At 56.7% G+C, this 15,492-nt stretch carries 15 protein-coding genes; 9 read left to right on the forward strand and 6 right to left on the reverse strand.

The window, feature by feature from the left end; genetic code table 11:
* Positions 1-200: 200 nt before the first annotated feature.
* Genes I6N98_RS18315 through I6N98_RS18330 form a run of 4 tightly spaced genes read left to right on the forward strand, consistent with a single transcriptional unit; the run spans position 201 to position 4,821 of the window.
* Positions 201-1,097 carry an MBL fold metallo-hydrolase gene (locus I6N98_RS18315; protein ID WP_198569759.1) on the forward strand — a complete coding sequence of 299 codons (897 nt, stop codon included), beginning with the start codon at positions 201-203 and terminating at the stop codon, positions 1,095-1,097.
* Between the two features lie 11 nt (positions 1,098-1,108).
* Positions 1,109-2,779 (forward strand): bifunctional protein tyrosine phosphatase family protein/NAD(P)/FAD-dependent oxidoreductase, encoded by a 1,671-nt coding sequence (locus tag I6N98_RS18320; protein WP_198569760.1) that lies wholly within the window; start codon positions 1,109-1,111, stop codon positions 2,777-2,779.
* Between the two features lie 25 nt (positions 2,780-2,804).
* Complete coding sequence (locus tag I6N98_RS18325; RefSeq protein ID WP_198569761.1) at positions 2,805-4,550, forward strand: SulP family inorganic anion transporter; 1,746 nt, start codon at positions 2,805-2,807, stop codon at positions 4,548-4,550.
* Positions 4,551-4,587: 37 nt separating this feature from the next.
* Positions 4,588-4,821 carry a DUF2970 domain-containing protein gene (locus I6N98_RS18330; RefSeq protein ID WP_198569762.1) on the forward strand — a complete coding sequence of 78 codons (234 nt, stop codon included), beginning with the start codon at positions 4,588-4,590 and terminating at the stop codon, positions 4,819-4,821.
* 13 nt (positions 4,822-4,834) lie between these two features.
* Here the strand turns inward: I6N98_RS18330 and I6N98_RS18335 are convergent, their stop codons facing one another.
* Positions 4,835-6,280: an SLC13 family permease gene (locus I6N98_RS18335; RefSeq protein ID WP_198569763.1), complete on the reverse strand. Its 1,446-nt coding sequence runs from the start codon at positions 6,278-6,280 to the stop codon at positions 4,835-4,837.
* Between the two features lie 92 nt (positions 6,281-6,372).
* Here I6N98_RS18335 and I6N98_RS18340 point away from each other — a divergent pair, with 92 nt between their 5' ends.
* The gene (locus I6N98_RS18340) at positions 6,373-7,005 is read left to right on the forward strand and encodes a DUF2959 domain-containing protein (protein ID WP_198569764.1); all 633 of its coding nucleotides are present in this window, start codon (positions 6,373-6,375) and stop codon (positions 7,003-7,005) included.
* A 27-nt stretch (positions 7,006-7,032) separates the two neighbouring features.
* Here I6N98_RS18340 and I6N98_RS18345 read toward each other — a convergent pair whose 3' ends face one another.
* On the reverse strand, positions 7,033-7,506 hold the full coding sequence (locus I6N98_RS18345; RefSeq protein WP_198569765.1) for a DUF2059 domain-containing protein: 474 nt from the start codon (positions 7,504-7,506) through the stop codon (positions 7,033-7,035).
* A gap of 200 nt (positions 7,507-7,706) precedes the next feature.
* Here I6N98_RS18345 and I6N98_RS18350 point away from each other — a divergent pair, with 200 nt between their 5' ends.
* The 4 genes from I6N98_RS18350 (at position 7,707) to I6N98_RS18365 (ending at position 10,613) form a co-directional block, all read left to right on the forward strand.
* Positions 7,707-8,309, forward strand: a complete 603-nt coding sequence (locus I6N98_RS18350) for a LemA family protein (RefSeq protein WP_198569766.1) — start codon at positions 7,707-7,709, stop codon at positions 8,307-8,309.
* Positions 8,309-9,058, forward strand: coding sequence for a TPM domain-containing protein (locus tag I6N98_RS18355; RefSeq protein ID WP_232787408.1), 750 nt, complete (start codon positions 8,309-8,311; stop codon positions 9,056-9,058). The genes I6N98_RS18350 and I6N98_RS18355 overlap by 1 nt, the downstream gene beginning before the upstream one ends.
* Before the next feature lie 12 nt (positions 9,059-9,070).
* A complete protein-coding gene (locus I6N98_RS18360) occupies positions 9,071-9,688 on the forward strand; it encodes a TPM domain-containing protein (protein ID WP_198569767.1) in 618 nt (205 codons plus the stop codon).
* Positions 9,689-9,788: 100 nt separating this feature from the next.
* Positions 9,789-10,613, forward strand: coding sequence for an ATP-grasp domain-containing protein (locus tag I6N98_RS18365; protein WP_198569768.1), 825 nt, complete (start codon positions 9,789-9,791; stop codon positions 10,611-10,613).
* A gap of 5 nt (positions 10,614-10,618) precedes the next feature.
* Here the strand turns inward: I6N98_RS18365 and cfa are convergent, their stop codons facing one another.
* The 4 genes from cfa to glmS form a co-directional block, all read right to left on the reverse strand.
* Complete coding sequence (cfa, locus tag I6N98_RS18370) at positions 10,619-11,776, reverse strand: cyclopropane fatty acyl phospholipid synthase (RefSeq protein ID WP_198569769.1); 1,158 nt, start codon at positions 11,774-11,776, stop codon at positions 10,619-10,621.
* Between the two features lie 248 nt (positions 11,777-12,024).
* Positions 12,025-12,339: a DUF1330 domain-containing protein gene (locus tag I6N98_RS18375; protein WP_198569770.1), complete on the reverse strand. Its 315-nt coding sequence runs from the start codon at positions 12,337-12,339 to the stop codon at positions 12,025-12,027.
* Between the two features lie 124 nt (positions 12,340-12,463).
* Positions 12,464-13,645, reverse strand: a complete 1,182-nt coding sequence (locus I6N98_RS18380) for an acetyl-CoA C-acyltransferase family protein (RefSeq protein ID WP_198569771.1) — start codon at positions 13,643-13,645, stop codon at positions 12,464-12,466.
* Between the two features lie 14 nt (positions 13,646-13,659).
* Positions 13,660-15,489, reverse strand: coding sequence for a glutamine--fructose-6-phosphate transaminase (isomerizing) (gene glmS / locus I6N98_RS18385; RefSeq protein WP_198569772.1), 1,830 nt, complete (start codon positions 15,487-15,489; stop codon positions 13,660-13,662).
* Positions 15,490-15,492 lie beyond the last annotated feature (3 nt).

Here is a 15,492-nt window from a genome sequence, read left to right on the forward strand (position 1 = left end):
CAAAAATATCGATCCCATTCCAAGAATTCAAAAATAATCTATATAAAACAATGTGTTAATTCCTTGCCATTGAGGCCAACAAAGCTGGCACGGCTTTTGTACCTACAATTACAGAATATGTTTATTCTTAAAATGCATATGAAAAGTTATTCATGTCTCGATAGCCATGAATAGCCATTCAAGATCCGGAGGATGCCAGCATGAACAAGCCGATCTCGTTTAGCGTCAACATGACACAACGCCCCGAAGTGACACCGTTTTTCGACGAGGACACCAATACCTTTTCCTACGTCGTCAAAGACCCTGCCAGCCAGGCCTGCGCGGTGGTGGATTCAGTGATGGAAATTGACTACGCCGCAGGCCGAACCAGCCTGGCCGGCGCCGACAAGATTATCGAGTTCATCACGGAACACGACCTCAAACTGGAGTGGCTGATTGAGACCCATGTCCATGCCGATCACCTCTCTGCCGCCCCCTACATTCAGGAGAAGCTGGGCGGCAAAATCGGCATCGGTGCCAACATCACCGTGGTGCAGGAGACCTTCGGCAAGATCTTTAACGCCGGCACTGAGTTTGCCCGGGACGGTTCCCAGTTCGACGCCCTGTTTAATGACGGCGACGAATATCGGGTGGGCGAGCTGGTCTGCCACGCCATCCACACCCCCGGCCACACCCCCGCCTGCATGACCCATGTGATGGGCGATGCAGCCTTTGTCGGCGACACCCTGTTTATGCCCGACGGCGGTACCGCCCGGGCCGACTTCCCGGGTGGCGACGCCCGGGTACTGTATCAGTCCATTCAGCGGGTGCTGTCTCTGCCGGACGAGACCCGGCTATTTATGTGCCACGACTACCAGCCCGGCGGCAGGGAGCTGGAATACCTCACCACAGTCAAAGCGGAAAAAGAGAGCAACATCCACGTTCACAACGGCATTGACGAAAACGCCTTTGTGGAAATGCGCGAGGCCCGGGACGCCACTCTGGATATGCCGCGTCTGATCCTGCCCTCACTGCAGGTCAATATGCGTGCCGGTCACCTACCCGACGCCGAAGACAATGGCACCGTGTATCTGAAACTGCCCCTCAACCTGTTGTAAGTCGCGAGGAGATGACCGTGGAATTTAAGCGCTTAGATGACAAACTGACTGTATCCGGCCAACTGTCCGCGACCGATGTCGCCGCCTTGGCAGAGCAAGGTGTCAAGGTATTGATTTGCAACCGCCCCGATGGCGAAGGCAACGACCAGTGCAGCTTCACCGAGATTCAAACCGAAGCGGAAAAGCACGGCATGCAGTGCCACTATCTACCAGTGGTATCCGGCAGAGTGGAGGACGGTGACGCCGAGGCCTTTGGCAAAGTACTGGACGAAACCACTGAGCCGGTACACGCTTACTGCCGCAGCGGTATGCGCTCTACTACCCTGTGGGCACTATCCCAGGGCGACAAACAACCACTCAGCGAGATCGTCAGTGCCGCCAGAAAGGCGGGCTACGACATGAGTGGGGTCGCCGCACGCATCGCCGGACAAGCCGAAGGGGGCCGGGATTTGGCCAGCTACGATGTGGTGATCGTGGGCGCGGGTGCCGCCGGTATCGCCACCGCGGCGAGCTTAAAAAAGCGCAACCATGCCATGTCCATCGCCATTATCGATCCCGCCGACGTTCACTACTACCAGCCCGGCTGGACCATGGTGGGAGGCGGCATCTTCCGGCCCGAGCAAACAGCCCGCACCATGGCGTCGCTGATTCCCCAAGGGGTGGACTGGATCAAGGCAGCCGTTGCCGCCTTTGATCCCGATCGCGACACGGTAATCCTGGAAGGCTGCCGGTTGATTCGCTATCAACGCCTGGTAGTAGCCCCCGGTTTAAAATTGAACTGGGACGGCATCGAAGGCTTGGTGGATACTCTGGGGCAAAACGGCGTCACCTCCAACTACCGCTACGACCTCGCTCCCTACACCTGGGAGCTGGTGCAAAACCTGAAGTCTGGACGCGCACTGTTTACCCAACCGCCCATGCCCATCAAATGCGCCGGCGCGCCACAAAAGGCGATGTACCTGTCTGGCGATTACTGGCGCCAACAGGGTCGTATCGACGATATCGACATCGAATTCTATAACGCCGGAGCGGTGTTATTTGGCGTCAAGGAATACGTACCCGCTCTGATGAAGTACGTAGAGCGCTACCAGGCCGCACTTAACTTCAACCACAAGCTGACCAAAATCGACGGCCCCCGCAAGGTAGCGACTTTTGAAGCCACCGATGGCGAGGGCAACAGCCATACTGTGGAGCGGGAGTTCGACATGATTCATGTGGTGCCACCGCAAACGGCGCCGGACTTTATTCGCAGCAGCCCCTTGGCCGACGATGCCGGCTGGGTCGATGTGGACCAAACCACCCTGCGCCATAAAAAGTACGACAATATCTGGTCGCTGGGGGATGCAATGAATGCCCCCAACGCCAAAACTGCCGCTGCGGCGCGGATGCAGGCGCCCATTGTGGCCAACAATATCCTCTACGATATGGGTAAGGGCCGCGGCGTTGCTCACTACAACGGCTATGGCTCCTGCCCGCTCACCGTCGAGCGGGGCAAAATCGTACTGGCGGAATTTGGCTACGGTGGCAAGCTGCTACCCAGCTTCCCCACCTGGCTGCTGGACGGCACCAAACCCAGCTGGATGGCGTGGTTCCTCAAAGAGAAAATGCTGCCACCCATCTACTGGAAAGGCATGCTGAAAGGTAAAGAGTGGATGGCACAGCCCGTCATCGACGATCAGTAAACCAGCAAAAGGGCACCGCGACTTTATGGATAGGCTGAAGCGTTACCTCCCCATCCTCGATTGGGGGCGCGACTACGACCGCCAGTCACTGGTCAGTGACCTGCTGGCGGCGGTTATCGTGACCATTATGCTGATCCCCCAGTCACTGGCTTATGCGTTACTGGCGGGCCTGCCGGCTGAGATGGGCTTGTACGCCAGTATCCTGCCGCTGATTGCCTACGGCATCTTTGGTACCAGTCGCACCTTGTCGGTGGGCCCGGTGGCAGTGGTGTCGCTGATGACCGCCTCTGCCATCGGCAGCATTGCCAGCGCCGGTAGCGTTGACTACATCGCCGCCGCGCTGCTGCTGGCGATGATGTCGGGCGCCTTCCTGCTGTTGATGGGGATATTGAGAATGGGCTTTTTGGCCAACTTTCTCTCTCACCCCGTCATTGCCGGGTTCATTACCGCCTCCGGCATTATTATCGCCTTTAGTCAGCTCAAGCATATTCTCGGCATCCAGGCCCACGGTGAAAACTTGCTGGCACTGTTGATCAGCCTGTTCGAGCATATCGACGACACCAACCTCTATACCCTGGCAGTGGGTATACCGGTAGTGGCGTTTTTATTTTGGGTTCGCAGCGGCTTAAAGCCATTGTTAGTCAAAATGGGCCTCTCCGATTATGCCGCCAGTATGCTGTCCAAAACCGGGCCAGTATTCGGGGTTGTCGCCACCAGTGTCGTTGCCTACCTGTGGGCGCTGGGTGACAAGAATGTGTCACTGGTGGGCCAGGTGCCCACCGGCCTGCCCAGCCTGACCTTTCCGGAATTGGCCAACCCGGCCTGGAAAGAGCTGCTGGTCTCGGCCATTTTTATCTCCATCATCGGCTTTGTGGAGTCGGTGTCGGTAGGCCACACCCTGGCTGCCAAGCGCCGCCAGAAAATCTCTACCGATCAGGAGTTAATCGGTCTCGGCGCCGCCAACCTGGCGGCATCAGTGAGTGGGGGCTACCCGGTGACCGGGGGCTTTGCCCGCTCGGTGGTTAATTTCGATGCCGGCGCCGTTACACCGGCGGCCGGTATGTTTACCGCGGTGGGCATCGCCCTGGCCGCCATGGTGTTCACCCCCTACCTGGCCTACCTGCCCAAAGCCACGCTGGCGGCCACCATCATTGTGGCAGTGCTGTCGCTGGTGGATTTCTCCATTCTCAAGCGCAGCTGGACCTACGGCAAATCGGATTTTGTCGCGGTAGCCACCACCATTTTGGTCACCCTGACAATGGGTGTCGAAACCGGGGTGGCCTGCGGTGTGCTGGCATCACTGATGCTGCACCTCTACAAGACCTCCAAACCCCATATGGCAGTGGTGGGCGAAGTCCCCGGCACTGAGCACTACCGCAACGTCAATCGTCACAAGGTGATCACCCACAGCAATATTCTTTCGCTGCGGATCGACGAGAGTCTGTACTTTGCCAATGCCAGTTATATCGAGGACCGGGTCTACGAGCTGCTGGAGGACATGCCGCTGGTGGAGCACGTGATTCTGATGTGCACCGCCGTCAACGAGATTGACCTCAGCGCCCTGGAGGCCCTGGAGTCCATCAATGCCCGGCTAAAAGACCAAGGCCTGAAGCTTCACTTGTCAGAGGTCAAAGGCCCGGTAATGGATGCGCTGCAACGCAGCCATTTTTTGCAACAACTCAGTGGCCAGGTTTTTCTCAGCCAACATCAAGCGGTACAGCAATTGGCCGGCGACTCCGGCCAAACGACAAGTCACAACTGGGAAATTTAACGACCTTGCTACGACGCCTACGCGAGATTTAAACACCATGAGCACACACGACGAAGCACCACACACCAAGGTCAAGAAACCGGGCCCCCTCGCCGTTATCGGTAGCGTCGCCTCCGCCGCCTTTGGTGTGCGCAGCAGCCGTTTTCGCGGCCGGGAAAGTTCCGTTAAATTCCACCACTATGTCATTGCCGCCATCGGCTTTGTGGCGGTGTTTTTACTGGTGGTTAACGGCATCGTGCGAGTGGTGCTTAGCCAAACTGGAGCCTCGTGAAGGACTAACCCAATTAAAACACGACCGGCAGCAACAGCCTGGCGGCCAGTGTCACCAGTGCAATGGCAATCAGATTAATCACCAAGCCGTGTTTAATCATGTCACCGATCTGGACATGACCACTGGCATAGATAACCGCATTGGGCGGCGTCGCCACCGGCATCATAAAGGCGCAGGACGCCGCCAAAGCGGCGGGGGCAGCGCAAAGCAGAGGGGAAATATCCTGGGCCATCGCCAGGGCACCCAGTAAGGGCAAAAATGCCGCGGTGGTAGCGGTATTGCTGCTGATTTCAGTCAGGAAAATAATCACCGTAACGATCAACAGGGTCACCAGCAAAATAGATGCTCCCGACACGCTGCTCAAGCCCCCCGCTATCCACTCTGCCAGCCCCGACAATGCAATCGCCCCGGCCAAGGCGAGCCCACCGCCAAACAACAACAACACCCCCCAGGGCAGGGCTGCGGCGGCAGGCCAATCCAGCAGGCGGGTGCTGCCATCACCACTGGGCAGCATAAACAGCACCACCCCCGCGGCAATGGCGATACCGGTATCACTGAGGCCCGGCACCAGCTCTTCCAATAAGGGCCGCACTATCCAGGCCAGTGCTGTCAGCGCAAAGACCACCAGAACCCGTTTTTCTGCCGAGCTCATCGGCCCCTGGCCTTCGATGGCATCCCCCAAGCCTGCATCCACTTGGGCGGTAGCTACCGGCAAAGGCCCCCGGCACAGCCACCACCAACATGCCAGCAACATCACCGCCGACACCGGCAGCCCCACCAACATCCACTGGGCAAAGCCGATTTCGATACCGGCGTGATCCTTGAGATAAGCCGCCAACAGTGCATTGGGCGGCGTACCTATCAGAGTCGCCATTCCGCCTATGCTGGCGGCGTAAGCCACTCCCAACAAAAGCACCACTCGGTAGTGCCGGTGCGCCAGGTCGTCCCCGCTGTAGTAACTCAGTACAGACAGGGCGATGGGCAGCATCATAATGCTGGTGGCGGTATTGCTAACCCACATGCTGAGAAAGGCCGTCGCCAGCATAAAGCCCGCAATTTGGAATCGCGGCTGTGTGCCCGCCCAACCCAAAATTAACAGCGCGATACGCTGGTGTAGATTACAGCGCTGCATGGCGATACCCAGTAAAAAACCACCCATAAACAAAAACACAATGGGATGGCCATAAGAGCCCGTCACCGCTTTAATGGGCTGTACCTCAAACAGCGGCAGTATCACCACCGGCAATAGCGCTGTAGCGGGGATGGGCAAAACTTCGGTGGACCACCATGCCGCCATCAACAGTGCCATCCCCAGCGTAATCCAGCCCGCCGGGGAAAGCCCCTCCGGCGCCGGCAAAATCGCCGTAACCGCGAAAGCCGCAATCCCCACCACTGCCCCCAGCGCTTTCACCCTGGCTGGATCGAAAGAGTTGTCGGGCTGCTCGTCTTTGTTTCGCATAGCCTTGTTTCGGATAGCCTTTTTTCGGATAGCCATAACCACTGCCAGAAGATAGTATTTGCCACACAGAAATAATGCTTGGGGAACATGCTATGCGGATACTGGGCCTGACGCTACTGCTGCTGAGCTTGGCAGCCTGTGAGTCCACCTATTACGGCGCCATGGAAAAGGTCGGCGTTCATAAACGGGATATTCTGGTAGACCGAGTTGGAGAAGCCAGGGATGCCCAACAGGACGGCCAGGCCGAATTTCAGGATGCCCTGACGCAATTCCGCGCTGTAGTGAACTTTAAAGGCGGTGATCTGGAAAAGCTCTACGATAAACTCGATGCCGAATACCAGGACAGCGTCGATGCCGCCGAGGATATCCGCGACCGTATCGATAAAGTGGAGTCCGTCGCCGAGGCACTGTTTGACGAGTGGGAAGATGAGCTGGAACTCTACAGCAGCGCCAGCCTGCGCGCCGACAGCGAGCGAAAGCTCCGGGATACACGGCAAAAATACAAAGGCTTGATTCGCAGCATGCGTCGGGCCGAGAAAAGCATGCAGCCGGTATTGGATGCCTTTCAGGACAACGTGCTCTACCTCAAGCACAACCTCAATGCCTCGGCCATTGGGGCGCTAAAGGGCGAGCTGGCCGAAATTGATCGGGATGTATCGTCGCTGATCAGCTCGATGAACGAAGCAATTCAAGAATCGGACAGCTTTATCGCCCAGCTACGTTAACGGCCATCCACCGCAAATAACAGGGCGCTACTGAGGCTGCAGCACAGAATTGAAGTGATCGTCCTGATCCTGAAGATTCTGTATCCGCATGGCTTCATCGGCCATCATTTTTTGGAGCTCGGGAAGGTGTTGATCAGACCGACGCGTGGCTATTTCCGCGCCCTTTTGCATCAGCTCCGGCATCGAGCGAACCATTTTTCGGCCTACGCCCGAGGCGTAGAAATCGTTAATTTTTTGTAGCTCTTTTTGGCTAAAGTGTTCGGCGTAGAGCGCGGCGTACTCTTCTTTCAACTGCTCGTAGCTGACGTACTTTTCGAAGAACGCCAGCATCACCCTGCGAAAAGGTATGAGCGTGGGGTTTTGCTGCAACTGTTGGTCAATCACCATCTCGGAAGATTGGCTCATTGCCTCCGCCACGCCACTGAGCTCCAGAAATCGCTCGGCTTCGCGAAGCGTCGCATCGTCAGCCTCAGCGCTAGCGACACAACTTACCAACATCATCAATGCCACAGCGAGTGAGTGCTTTGCGCATCCTTGCCGGCGGCTTGCGCTCGTGTTTACATCCATTGTGAACGGCCTTTTTCAATTGACATGTTTCTAACTACACATTAAGCGCGTAGTGTAGCAACGTTAGCATCGAGTTTTGTCCGTAATTACCGAAGCACGACCATTTCTGCACCAGCAACCAGAGATCACTGACAATGCGAGCCCAGTATCTGCGTATCCTGTTCACTCTTTCACTGCTGTTGAGCTTTACTGCCCTGTCCAGCTGCGGCATCAACAACATCCCCACCTACGACGAGCAGGTTAAAGCCGCCTGGGGCCAAGTGGAGAACCAATACCAGCGCCGGGCAGATTTGGTGCCCAATCTGGTGGAAACGGTAAAAGGCTTTGCCGCCCAGGAGAAAGAGACTCTGACCGCCGTGGTGGAGGCCCGGGCCAAGGCCAGCTCCATGCAGGTGGACGCCGATACCCTGAACAACCCCGAGCAACTACAGAAATTCGAGCAGGCCCAGTCCCAGCTCAGCAGCGCCCTGAACCGCTTGATGGTCGTGGTGGAACGCTATCCAGAATTAAAATCCAATCAGAATTTTCTGGCCCTGCAATCCCAACTGGAGGGCACGGAAAATCGCATCGCCGTGGCCCGGCGAGACTTTATCCAGGCGGTACAGCGCTACAATACCGAGATTCGCACCTTCCCCGGTCGTATTTGGCACAGTTTGCTGTACGGCGACATGGAAATTCGCGAAAGCTTTGAAGCCACCACCGACAACGCCGAGCAGGCGCCGCAGGTAAACTTTTAATGCAACATCGGCAAACGCACACCGCCCGGCTGATGTGGTGGGGACTGCTGGTCGCCACCCTGCTATCACTGCCAGCCCAGGCCGCGCCCGATTTCCCCAAGCTGACCGGCCGGGTTGTGGACAATGCCGATCTGCTGAGCCCCAACACAGAGCGGCGCATTGGCGAGCGCCTGGCCGCCCACGAACGCGCTAGCGGTAACCAGCTGGTGGTGGTTACCCTGCCCGACCTACAGGGCACCAGCATTGAGGATTTTGGTTACCAGTTGGGCCGCCACTGGGGTATCGGCCAGAAAGACAGCGACAACGGCGCGCTATTGATTATCGCCAAGCAGGAGCGCGCGCTGCGTATCGAAGTAGGCTACGGCCTGGAAGGCCAGCTCACAGACGCCATTAGCGCCCAGATTATTAACCAGATTCTGACCCCCGCCTTCAAAGCCGGCCGCTTTGATGCCGGCGTGGAACAGGCCGTGGATGCCATGGTGGCCGTACTGGGTGGCAAAACCCTGCCGGCGCCTCAGCGCAGCGCCACCAAGAAGGAGGCCCCACCCGCCTTTGGTGGTCTGCTGTTCATTATTATCGTCATTATGCTGCTATTCGGTCGCGGCGGCTTCTTTGGCGGCATGTTGGCCGGCTCAATGCTCGGCGGCGGTCTTCGAGGCGGTGGCTTCGGCGGTGGCGGATTTGGCGGCGGCTTCGGAGGCGGCGGTGGTGGTGGTTTTGGTGGCGGCGGCGCCAGCGGCGGCTGGTGAAGGAGTATCGGTATGAGTCTGTTAAACCCCCAACAACAGCAACAGGTCGCCGCGGCAATTCAACAAGCGGAGCGCCACACCGATGCCGAGCTGGTTACGGTGCTGGCTCCCCAGGCCGACGATTACACCTATATTCCCCTGCTCTGGGCGGGGCTACTGGCGCTGATTGTTCCCGGTGCCATTAACTACTTCCCCGGGTTTCTGGATATGCACTCCCTGGTGCTTTGTCAGTGGGCAGTATTTATCGCCCTGGCTTTGGTGTTTCGAACAGCACCCTTGCGGAGCCGCCTGGTGCCCCGCGCGGTGCGCTTTTGGCGGGCCAGTAATCTTGCCAGGCGGCAGTTTCTGGAACAGAACCTCCACCACACCGATGGCGAAACCGGCATGCTGATTTTTGTCTCCGAAGCTGAACGCTATGTAGAAATTCTGGTGGACCGGGGCATCGCCCAGCGCATCCCGGACAGCACCTGGGAGAGCGTCGTGGCGGACTTTACCGAGCAGGTAAAACGCGGCGACATCACCGCCGGATTCGTGGGCTGCATCGAGGCCTGCGGCGCCCAGCTGCGAGAGCACATTCCGGCCAGCCGGGAGAAAAACGAGCTCCCCAATCACCTGGTCATGCTCCAGTAGCACCAGCACCCGAACATTGCGGAAAAAGTGCCTGAAATTGGCTATTGACGGCCGCCGGCTCGCCCCTTAAAAAAGCGCATCTCACCACCGGAGCCCGACCATGGCCTGGGTTTCATTTGATGTATTCCGCACCCTGGGCTTCGCCGATACCCTGCAGCTCAAAGCCAGCCAACTGCTGGCTCGCCGCCAGGACCTCGCCGACGCCGAGTGGGTATTGTTTCCAGAGTATTGGCAGCTCAACGCCTTGGTCTATGGACTAAACGCCCGGGTCTTTCCCAGCGAGGCCAGCTACCGCCTCGGTCACAACAAAATCGAAATGACCCGGGCCTTCGAACTCGTCGCGCCTGCCCACATTCCCTGGACCGAAATTCGCGCCAATACCCCGGAGAATGCCGAAGAGTTGTGGGCACTGATGCAGAGCCCCTTTGTGGCCAAACTGCCCAAGTCGGCGCTGGGCAACGGCGTGTGGTTGATTGAAGACCGTCAGGAATGGAAGACCTACGTGGCCACCACCGATGTGCTCTACGTCCAGGAGTACCTGCCCATCGACCGGGATATCCGTGTTGTAGTGGTGGGGGATCAAGTGATTTCAGCCTATTGGCGGGAGCAAGCCAGCCGGGGCTTTTACAACAATGTCGCCAAGGGCGGTGCCATTGATCACAGTCCAGTTCCACAGATCGCCGTCGATCTGGCGCTAAATCTGGCCAAGACCCTGGGTATCGACCACGCCGGTTTCGATATCGCCATGGTGGCAGGCCACCCCTATGTGCTGGAGTTTAATCGCCTGTTTGGCAATCAGGGAATCACTGGCGGTGGTGGCGCCGTGCGGGATGCCATTGTCGACTATCTTCACCGGCAGTCGACCCCCACTGGCCCCAGTTTTCCTAGCAACCCGGCCAATCACCGTTTAAGCCGGGTGGCATAGGCCGCCTAGCTTATGCGCCGGTGACCACCGAGTTCACCCCAGGGCGAAAACACCCACTGCCACAACTGGATATCCCGCGCCCGAAATGCGCCGGCGCAGCTGAGCAGGTAGTAGCGCCACATCCGATAGAAGGGGGTGTCGAATTGTGCGGAAAGCTTCTCCGGCCAAGCCAATTCAAAATTGCGGTGCCAGGCCATCAGGGTCTTGTCGTAGTCGGCGCCAAAGTTATGAAGGTCTTCGGTGACAAACAGGTTGTCAGCCGCATCTCCGATTTGCCCCACACTGGGCAAGTCGCCATTGGGAAAGATGTAGCGATCGATCCAGGCATCGGGGGTGGAGCGGCGGCGGTTTTTACCGATGGTGTGCAGCAATAGCAGACCGTTGTCTTTAAGGCAGCGACGCGCCACTTCCATAAACTGGCGATGATTCTTGCGGCCGACATGCTCAAACATTCCCAGGCTGATCACCCGGTCAAACTGCCCGTCGACTTCGCGGTAATCCTGGAGCCGAAATTCCAGCGGCAAACCGGCGTACTGTTGTTTGGCCCAATCCGCCTGCTCCTGAGACACCGTCACACCAACACACTCCACGCCGTAGTGTTCGGCGGCATAACCCATAAAACTGCCCCAGCCACAGCCAATATCCAGCACTTTCATTCCGGGTCGCAGCTGCATTTTTTTGCACACCAGATCCAGCTTATCGATCTGAGCCTGCTCGAGGTTGGCCGCGGTTTTCCAATACCCGCAGGTATAGGTCAGCCGGGAGTCCAGCATCGCCTCGTAAATATCATTGCCGAGATCATAGTGCCGCTGCGCAACCTGAAAGGCACGGGACAGGCTCTGGAGATTGAACAGCCTGGCCCTGAGGGCGTCGACGATAACCTGCCGGGGAGAAATCTCACGGTCGACACCGTGACGAAGAATGCGAAAGAAAAACTCGTCTAGACGGCGGGCATCCCAATAGCCCGCCATATAGGCTTCACCCAGGGCAAGATTACCCTGGGTCAGCAAGCGGGGTATAAAGCGCTTGTCGTGTAGCTGTAGGTCCCAACTTCGAGACCCATTGATCTCGATATCGGCCTTGGCCAACAGGGATTCGAACTGCCCGTATACCCCACCCTTAGACGCCGTCTTGCCCTGCCGGGACTTAACGATATCACCCACCGCGTTGCCTCCTCATTCCATCTGGAATTGCTCCATTGGTGTGCATTGGCTAATCAGTAGCGACTTATTGGTGCAATTTTGAACCCGATAATCGCTCTTGTCTAATTTTTAAGCAAAAGTGATTCCCATCCATGGCTGTTGGGCCATGGGAAAGTTCGGCGACAAAGGAGCACCGTTATGGCATTCAATCCATGGCCGGCGGGAGTAGATGAGGTAGTTCAGAGTATTTCAATACAGAGCTGGGCGCCCTAATCCCACTCAAAGGGTTTGCAGCGAATTAACAGACTCTTATCAATGGCTTCTTCTCTGAGGTGTACGATCGCTTGGTACTCAGGGCTTTTTACCATGGCGTTAAAGGCTTGCTTACTCGGATACTTTACCAGGAAGAATACGTCTGGATCCCATTCTCCAATAATGCTTTTCTCAGGGCAGTAGTTTTCCTGAACTTCTGCCCCGGCCTTCTTCAGCAAAGGACGTGCGGCGTCGCCATATTGCAAATACTTTTCCTTACCGCCATCCTTTTTAAACCACAGCGCGTTTAGCATGTAGATTGGATCTTCCATTTATTTATCCTTTTTTACGAGATCAGTGTGGGAGGAGCCAAGCCATTGATGTGCAGTGAGTGCTCACATTATGAGGCAGAGCACCCGCCTAAATCGAGGTGCTCTGCCAAATGGTTTTTTGATTCTAGATGCGTTCAAAGATAACAGCGATACCCTGACCACCGCCAATACACATCGTAACCAAGGCGTACTTACCTTGGATACGCTGCAGCTCGTAGAGCGCCTTGGTGGCAATAAACGCACCGGAGCAACCCACCGGATGGCCCAGGGCGATTGCACCACCGTTGGGATTGGTTTTGCTCATATCCAGCTCCAAGCCCTTTGCTACCGCCAGAGCTTGAGCAGCGAACGCCTCATTGGACTCGATCACATCCATGTCTCCCAGGGAGAGACCAGCCTTACTCAGGGCTTTTTGGGTAGCGGGTATGGGCCCCTCGCCCATGATGTGGTTGGGGACACCAGCCACCGCATAGGACACCAGGCGCGCCAAAGGCGTTTGGCCGGCTTTTTCAGCAGCAGAGGCCGAGGCCATTACCAGGAAGGCGGCGCCGTCATTGATACCAGAGGCGTTGCCAGCGGTGACCGAACCCTCTTTCTGGAAAGCGGGGCGTAGCTTGGCAAGACTCTCCATGGTAGTGCCAGGTTTAACATGCTCGTCAGTGTCGAACTGAATTTCCCCTTTGCGGGTTTTCAGAGTGACCGGGGCGATTTGCTCTTTAAAATAACCCGCTTCAACAGCGGCAGCAGCCCGGCGATGGGACTCCACCGCAAAGGCATCTTGCTCTTCCCGGCTTATCTCCCATTTCTTCGCCAGGTTTTCGGCAGTGATGCCCATATGACCGACACCGAAGGGGTCAGTGAGTATCGCGGTCATACCGTCGATCATTTCGACATTGCCCATGCGGGCTCCGTGTCGCATCGCCGTTGACAGGTAGGCACCCCGGGACATTACCTCAACACCGCCACCGATACCGTACTCGCAATCCCCCAGCATAATATTCTGCGCAGTGGTCACCACCGCCTGCAGACCTGAACTACACAGCCGGTTGACGCCCATGGCAACCGACTCCATCGGAAGCCCCGCTTGAATGGCGGCAACCCGGGCGACGTAGCCATAGCGTGAGTCGGTAGGAATACAATTGCCGACGGTAACATAGTTAATCTGCTGGGGATCAACGGCAGAGCGATCAATAGCCGCTTTCATAATCTGGCCACCCAGTTCGTGGGGCTCTATACCACTGAGTCCTCCACCATAGGTCCCGATTCCTGATCGGGCCGCACTGAGCACTACAACATCTTGAGTCATTAACTTTCTCCTACTTATTCAACGGTCACGGATTTCGCCAAGTTACGGGGCTGATCGACATCAGTGCCTTTCAAAATAGCAACGTGATAAGACAGTAACTGTAGCGGTATGGTGTAAATGATGGGGGCAATAATATCGTCAACGTGGGGCAACTCGATAATGTCCAGACCCTTGCTTTCCTTAAACCCGGCAGCCTTGTCAGCGAATACAAACAACTGCCCACCCCGCGCCTGAACTTCCTGTAGGTTGGACTTAAGTTTTTCTAACAACTCATCATTAGGCGCAACGGCTATGACTGGCATATCGCTATCTACCAAGGCCAACGGTCCGTGCTTTAACTCACCAGCGGGATAGCTTTCGGCATGGATATAGGAAATTTCTTTGAGCTTTAGGGCGCCTTCCATGGCCACCGGCCACTGCACACCCCGCCCGAGAAACAGCGCGTGGTGCTTCTCGGCAAAGGCTTTGGACATGGCGCGAATATCGGCATCCAGATCCAATGTTTCTGACAACAGACGCGGTAGACCATGTAGGGCCTTGACGATATTGGCCTCGGTGGCCTCGTCGATATCGTGGTGGCGGCCCAGCGCTACCGTAAACAATAACAGTGCGACTAACTGGGTGGTAAAGGCCTTGGTGGAGGCAACACCAATTTCCGGCCCTGCTTCGGTCATCACAAACAAGTCGGACTCTCGAACAAGCGAACTTTGCGCCACATTGCAGATGGTTAGAGAGGCACTGTAACCCAGTGTTTTGGCCAAACGCAGTGCTGCAAGCGTGTCCGCCGTTTCACCAGATTGAGAGATGGTGACCAACAAGGTATTTTCTTGAACCTTGAATTTGCGGTAGCGAAATTCACTGGCTACTTCGACCCGGCAGGGGACACCGGCGATACCCTCTATCCAGTACTTGGCGATCATGCCGGCGTGGTAGCTGGTGCCGCAAGCCACGATCTGTACTGATGACACCGACGCTAAAAGCGGCGCGGCATGAGGGCCCAAGGCTTCGGCCAGCACTTTGGTTTTTCCCAGTCGCTGCAGCAGCGAGCGCTCGATCATTTTGGGCTGCTCATAGATTTCCTTGAGCATGAAGTGGCGATAGGGCCCTTTGTCTATCGATTCGGCGGCAGCATCGATTTGGGTGAGGTCCCGGGTAACCGACTCCCCCGCTTCGTTCCAAATGCGATAGTGACCCAGGGTCACTTCCGCGATGTCACCCTCCTCCAGATACACAAAGCGATCGGTAACCTGTCGCAAAGCCAGATGATCGGAGGCGACAAAATTTTCGCCAATGCCCACACCAATAACGAGGGGACTACCTTTGCGGGCACACACCAAACGATCAGGCTGATCGGCGTGAATGGCTGCCAAACCATAAGCCCCATCCAGGTCCTTTACTGCATGCCGGACTGCACTGAGGAGATCCCGCTGCAATTGATAGTAATGATGGACAAGATGAACAATCGTTTCGGTATCGGTCTGGGATACAAACTCGTAACCCAATGCTTCCAGTCTTTGTTTTAGTTCGCTGTGATTCTCAATAATACCGTTATGAACCAGCGCCAGAGAACCAGAGAAATGGGGGTGGGCGTTATCTTCTGAAGGCTGCCCGTGGGTGGCCCAACGAGTATGGGCGATACCAGTCTTTCCCGGCAGCGGATGAGTATCCAATGCTTGGGCCAGGGCCTCTACTTTACCGACCCGCTTAACAAAGGGGATGGGGCCTTCGCCATTAATAACCGCCATTCCGGCGGAATCGTAGCCTCTGTACTCCAGCCGGTGTAGCCCTTCAAGCAGTATTGCCGCAACATCCCGCTGGGCGACAGCGCCAACTATACCGCACATAGT

Origin of the sequence: Spongiibacter nanhainus (assembly GCF_016132545.1) — a bacterium.
GTDB classification, from domain to species: domain Bacteria; phylum Pseudomonadota; class Gammaproteobacteria; order Pseudomonadales; family Spongiibacteraceae; genus Spongiibacter; species Spongiibacter nanhainus.

Bases quoted from the DNA above. Each gene is read 5' to 3' on its own strand.
- glmS (WP_198569772.1), bottom strand. From the start codon at position 15,489: ATGTGCGGTATAGTTGGCGCTGTCGCCCAGCGGGATGTTGCGGCAATA.
- I6N98_RS18335 (WP_198569763.1), bottom strand. From the start codon at position 6,280: ATGCGAAACAAAGACGAGCAGCCCGACAACTCTTTCGATCCAGCCAGG.
- I6N98_RS18365 (WP_198569768.1), top strand. From the start codon at position 9,789: ATGGCCTGGGTTTCATTTGATGTATTCCGCACCCTGGGCTTCGCCGAT.
- I6N98_RS18345 (WP_198569765.1), bottom strand. From the start codon at position 7,506: ATGATGTTGGTAAGTTGTGTCGCTAGCGCTGAGGCTGACGATGCGACG.
- I6N98_RS18375 (WP_198569770.1), bottom strand. From the start codon at position 12,339: ATGGAAGATCCAATCTACATGCTAAACGCGCTGTGGTTTAAAAAGGAT.
- I6N98_RS18355 (WP_232787408.1), top strand. From the start codon at position 8,309: ATGCAACATCGGCAAACGCACACCGCCCGGCTGATGTGGTGGGGACTG.
- I6N98_RS18330 (WP_198569762.1), top strand. From the start codon at position 4,588: ATGAGCACACACGACGAAGCACCACACACCAAGGTCAAGAAACCGGGC.
- I6N98_RS18325 (WP_198569761.1), top strand. From the start codon at position 2,805: ATGGATAGGCTGAAGCGTTACCTCCCCATCCTCGATTGGGGGCGCGAC.
- I6N98_RS18315 (WP_198569759.1), top strand. From the start codon at position 201: ATGAACAAGCCGATCTCGTTTAGCGTCAACATGACACAACGCCCCGAA.
- I6N98_RS18360 (WP_198569767.1), top strand. From the start codon at position 9,071: ATGAGTCTGTTAAACCCCCAACAACAGCAACAGGTCGCCGCGGCAATT.
- I6N98_RS18320 (WP_198569760.1), top strand. From the start codon at position 1,109: ATGACCGTGGAATTTAAGCGCTTAGATGACAAACTGACTGTATCCGGC.
- I6N98_RS18340 (WP_198569764.1), top strand. From the start codon at position 6,373: ATGCGGATACTGGGCCTGACGCTACTGCTGCTGAGCTTGGCAGCCTGT.
- I6N98_RS18380 (WP_198569771.1), bottom strand. From the start codon at position 13,645: ATGACTCAAGATGTTGTAGTGCTCAGTGCGGCCCGATCAGGAATCGGG.
- I6N98_RS18350 (WP_198569766.1), top strand. From the start codon at position 7,707: ATGCGAGCCCAGTATCTGCGTATCCTGTTCACTCTTTCACTGCTGTTG.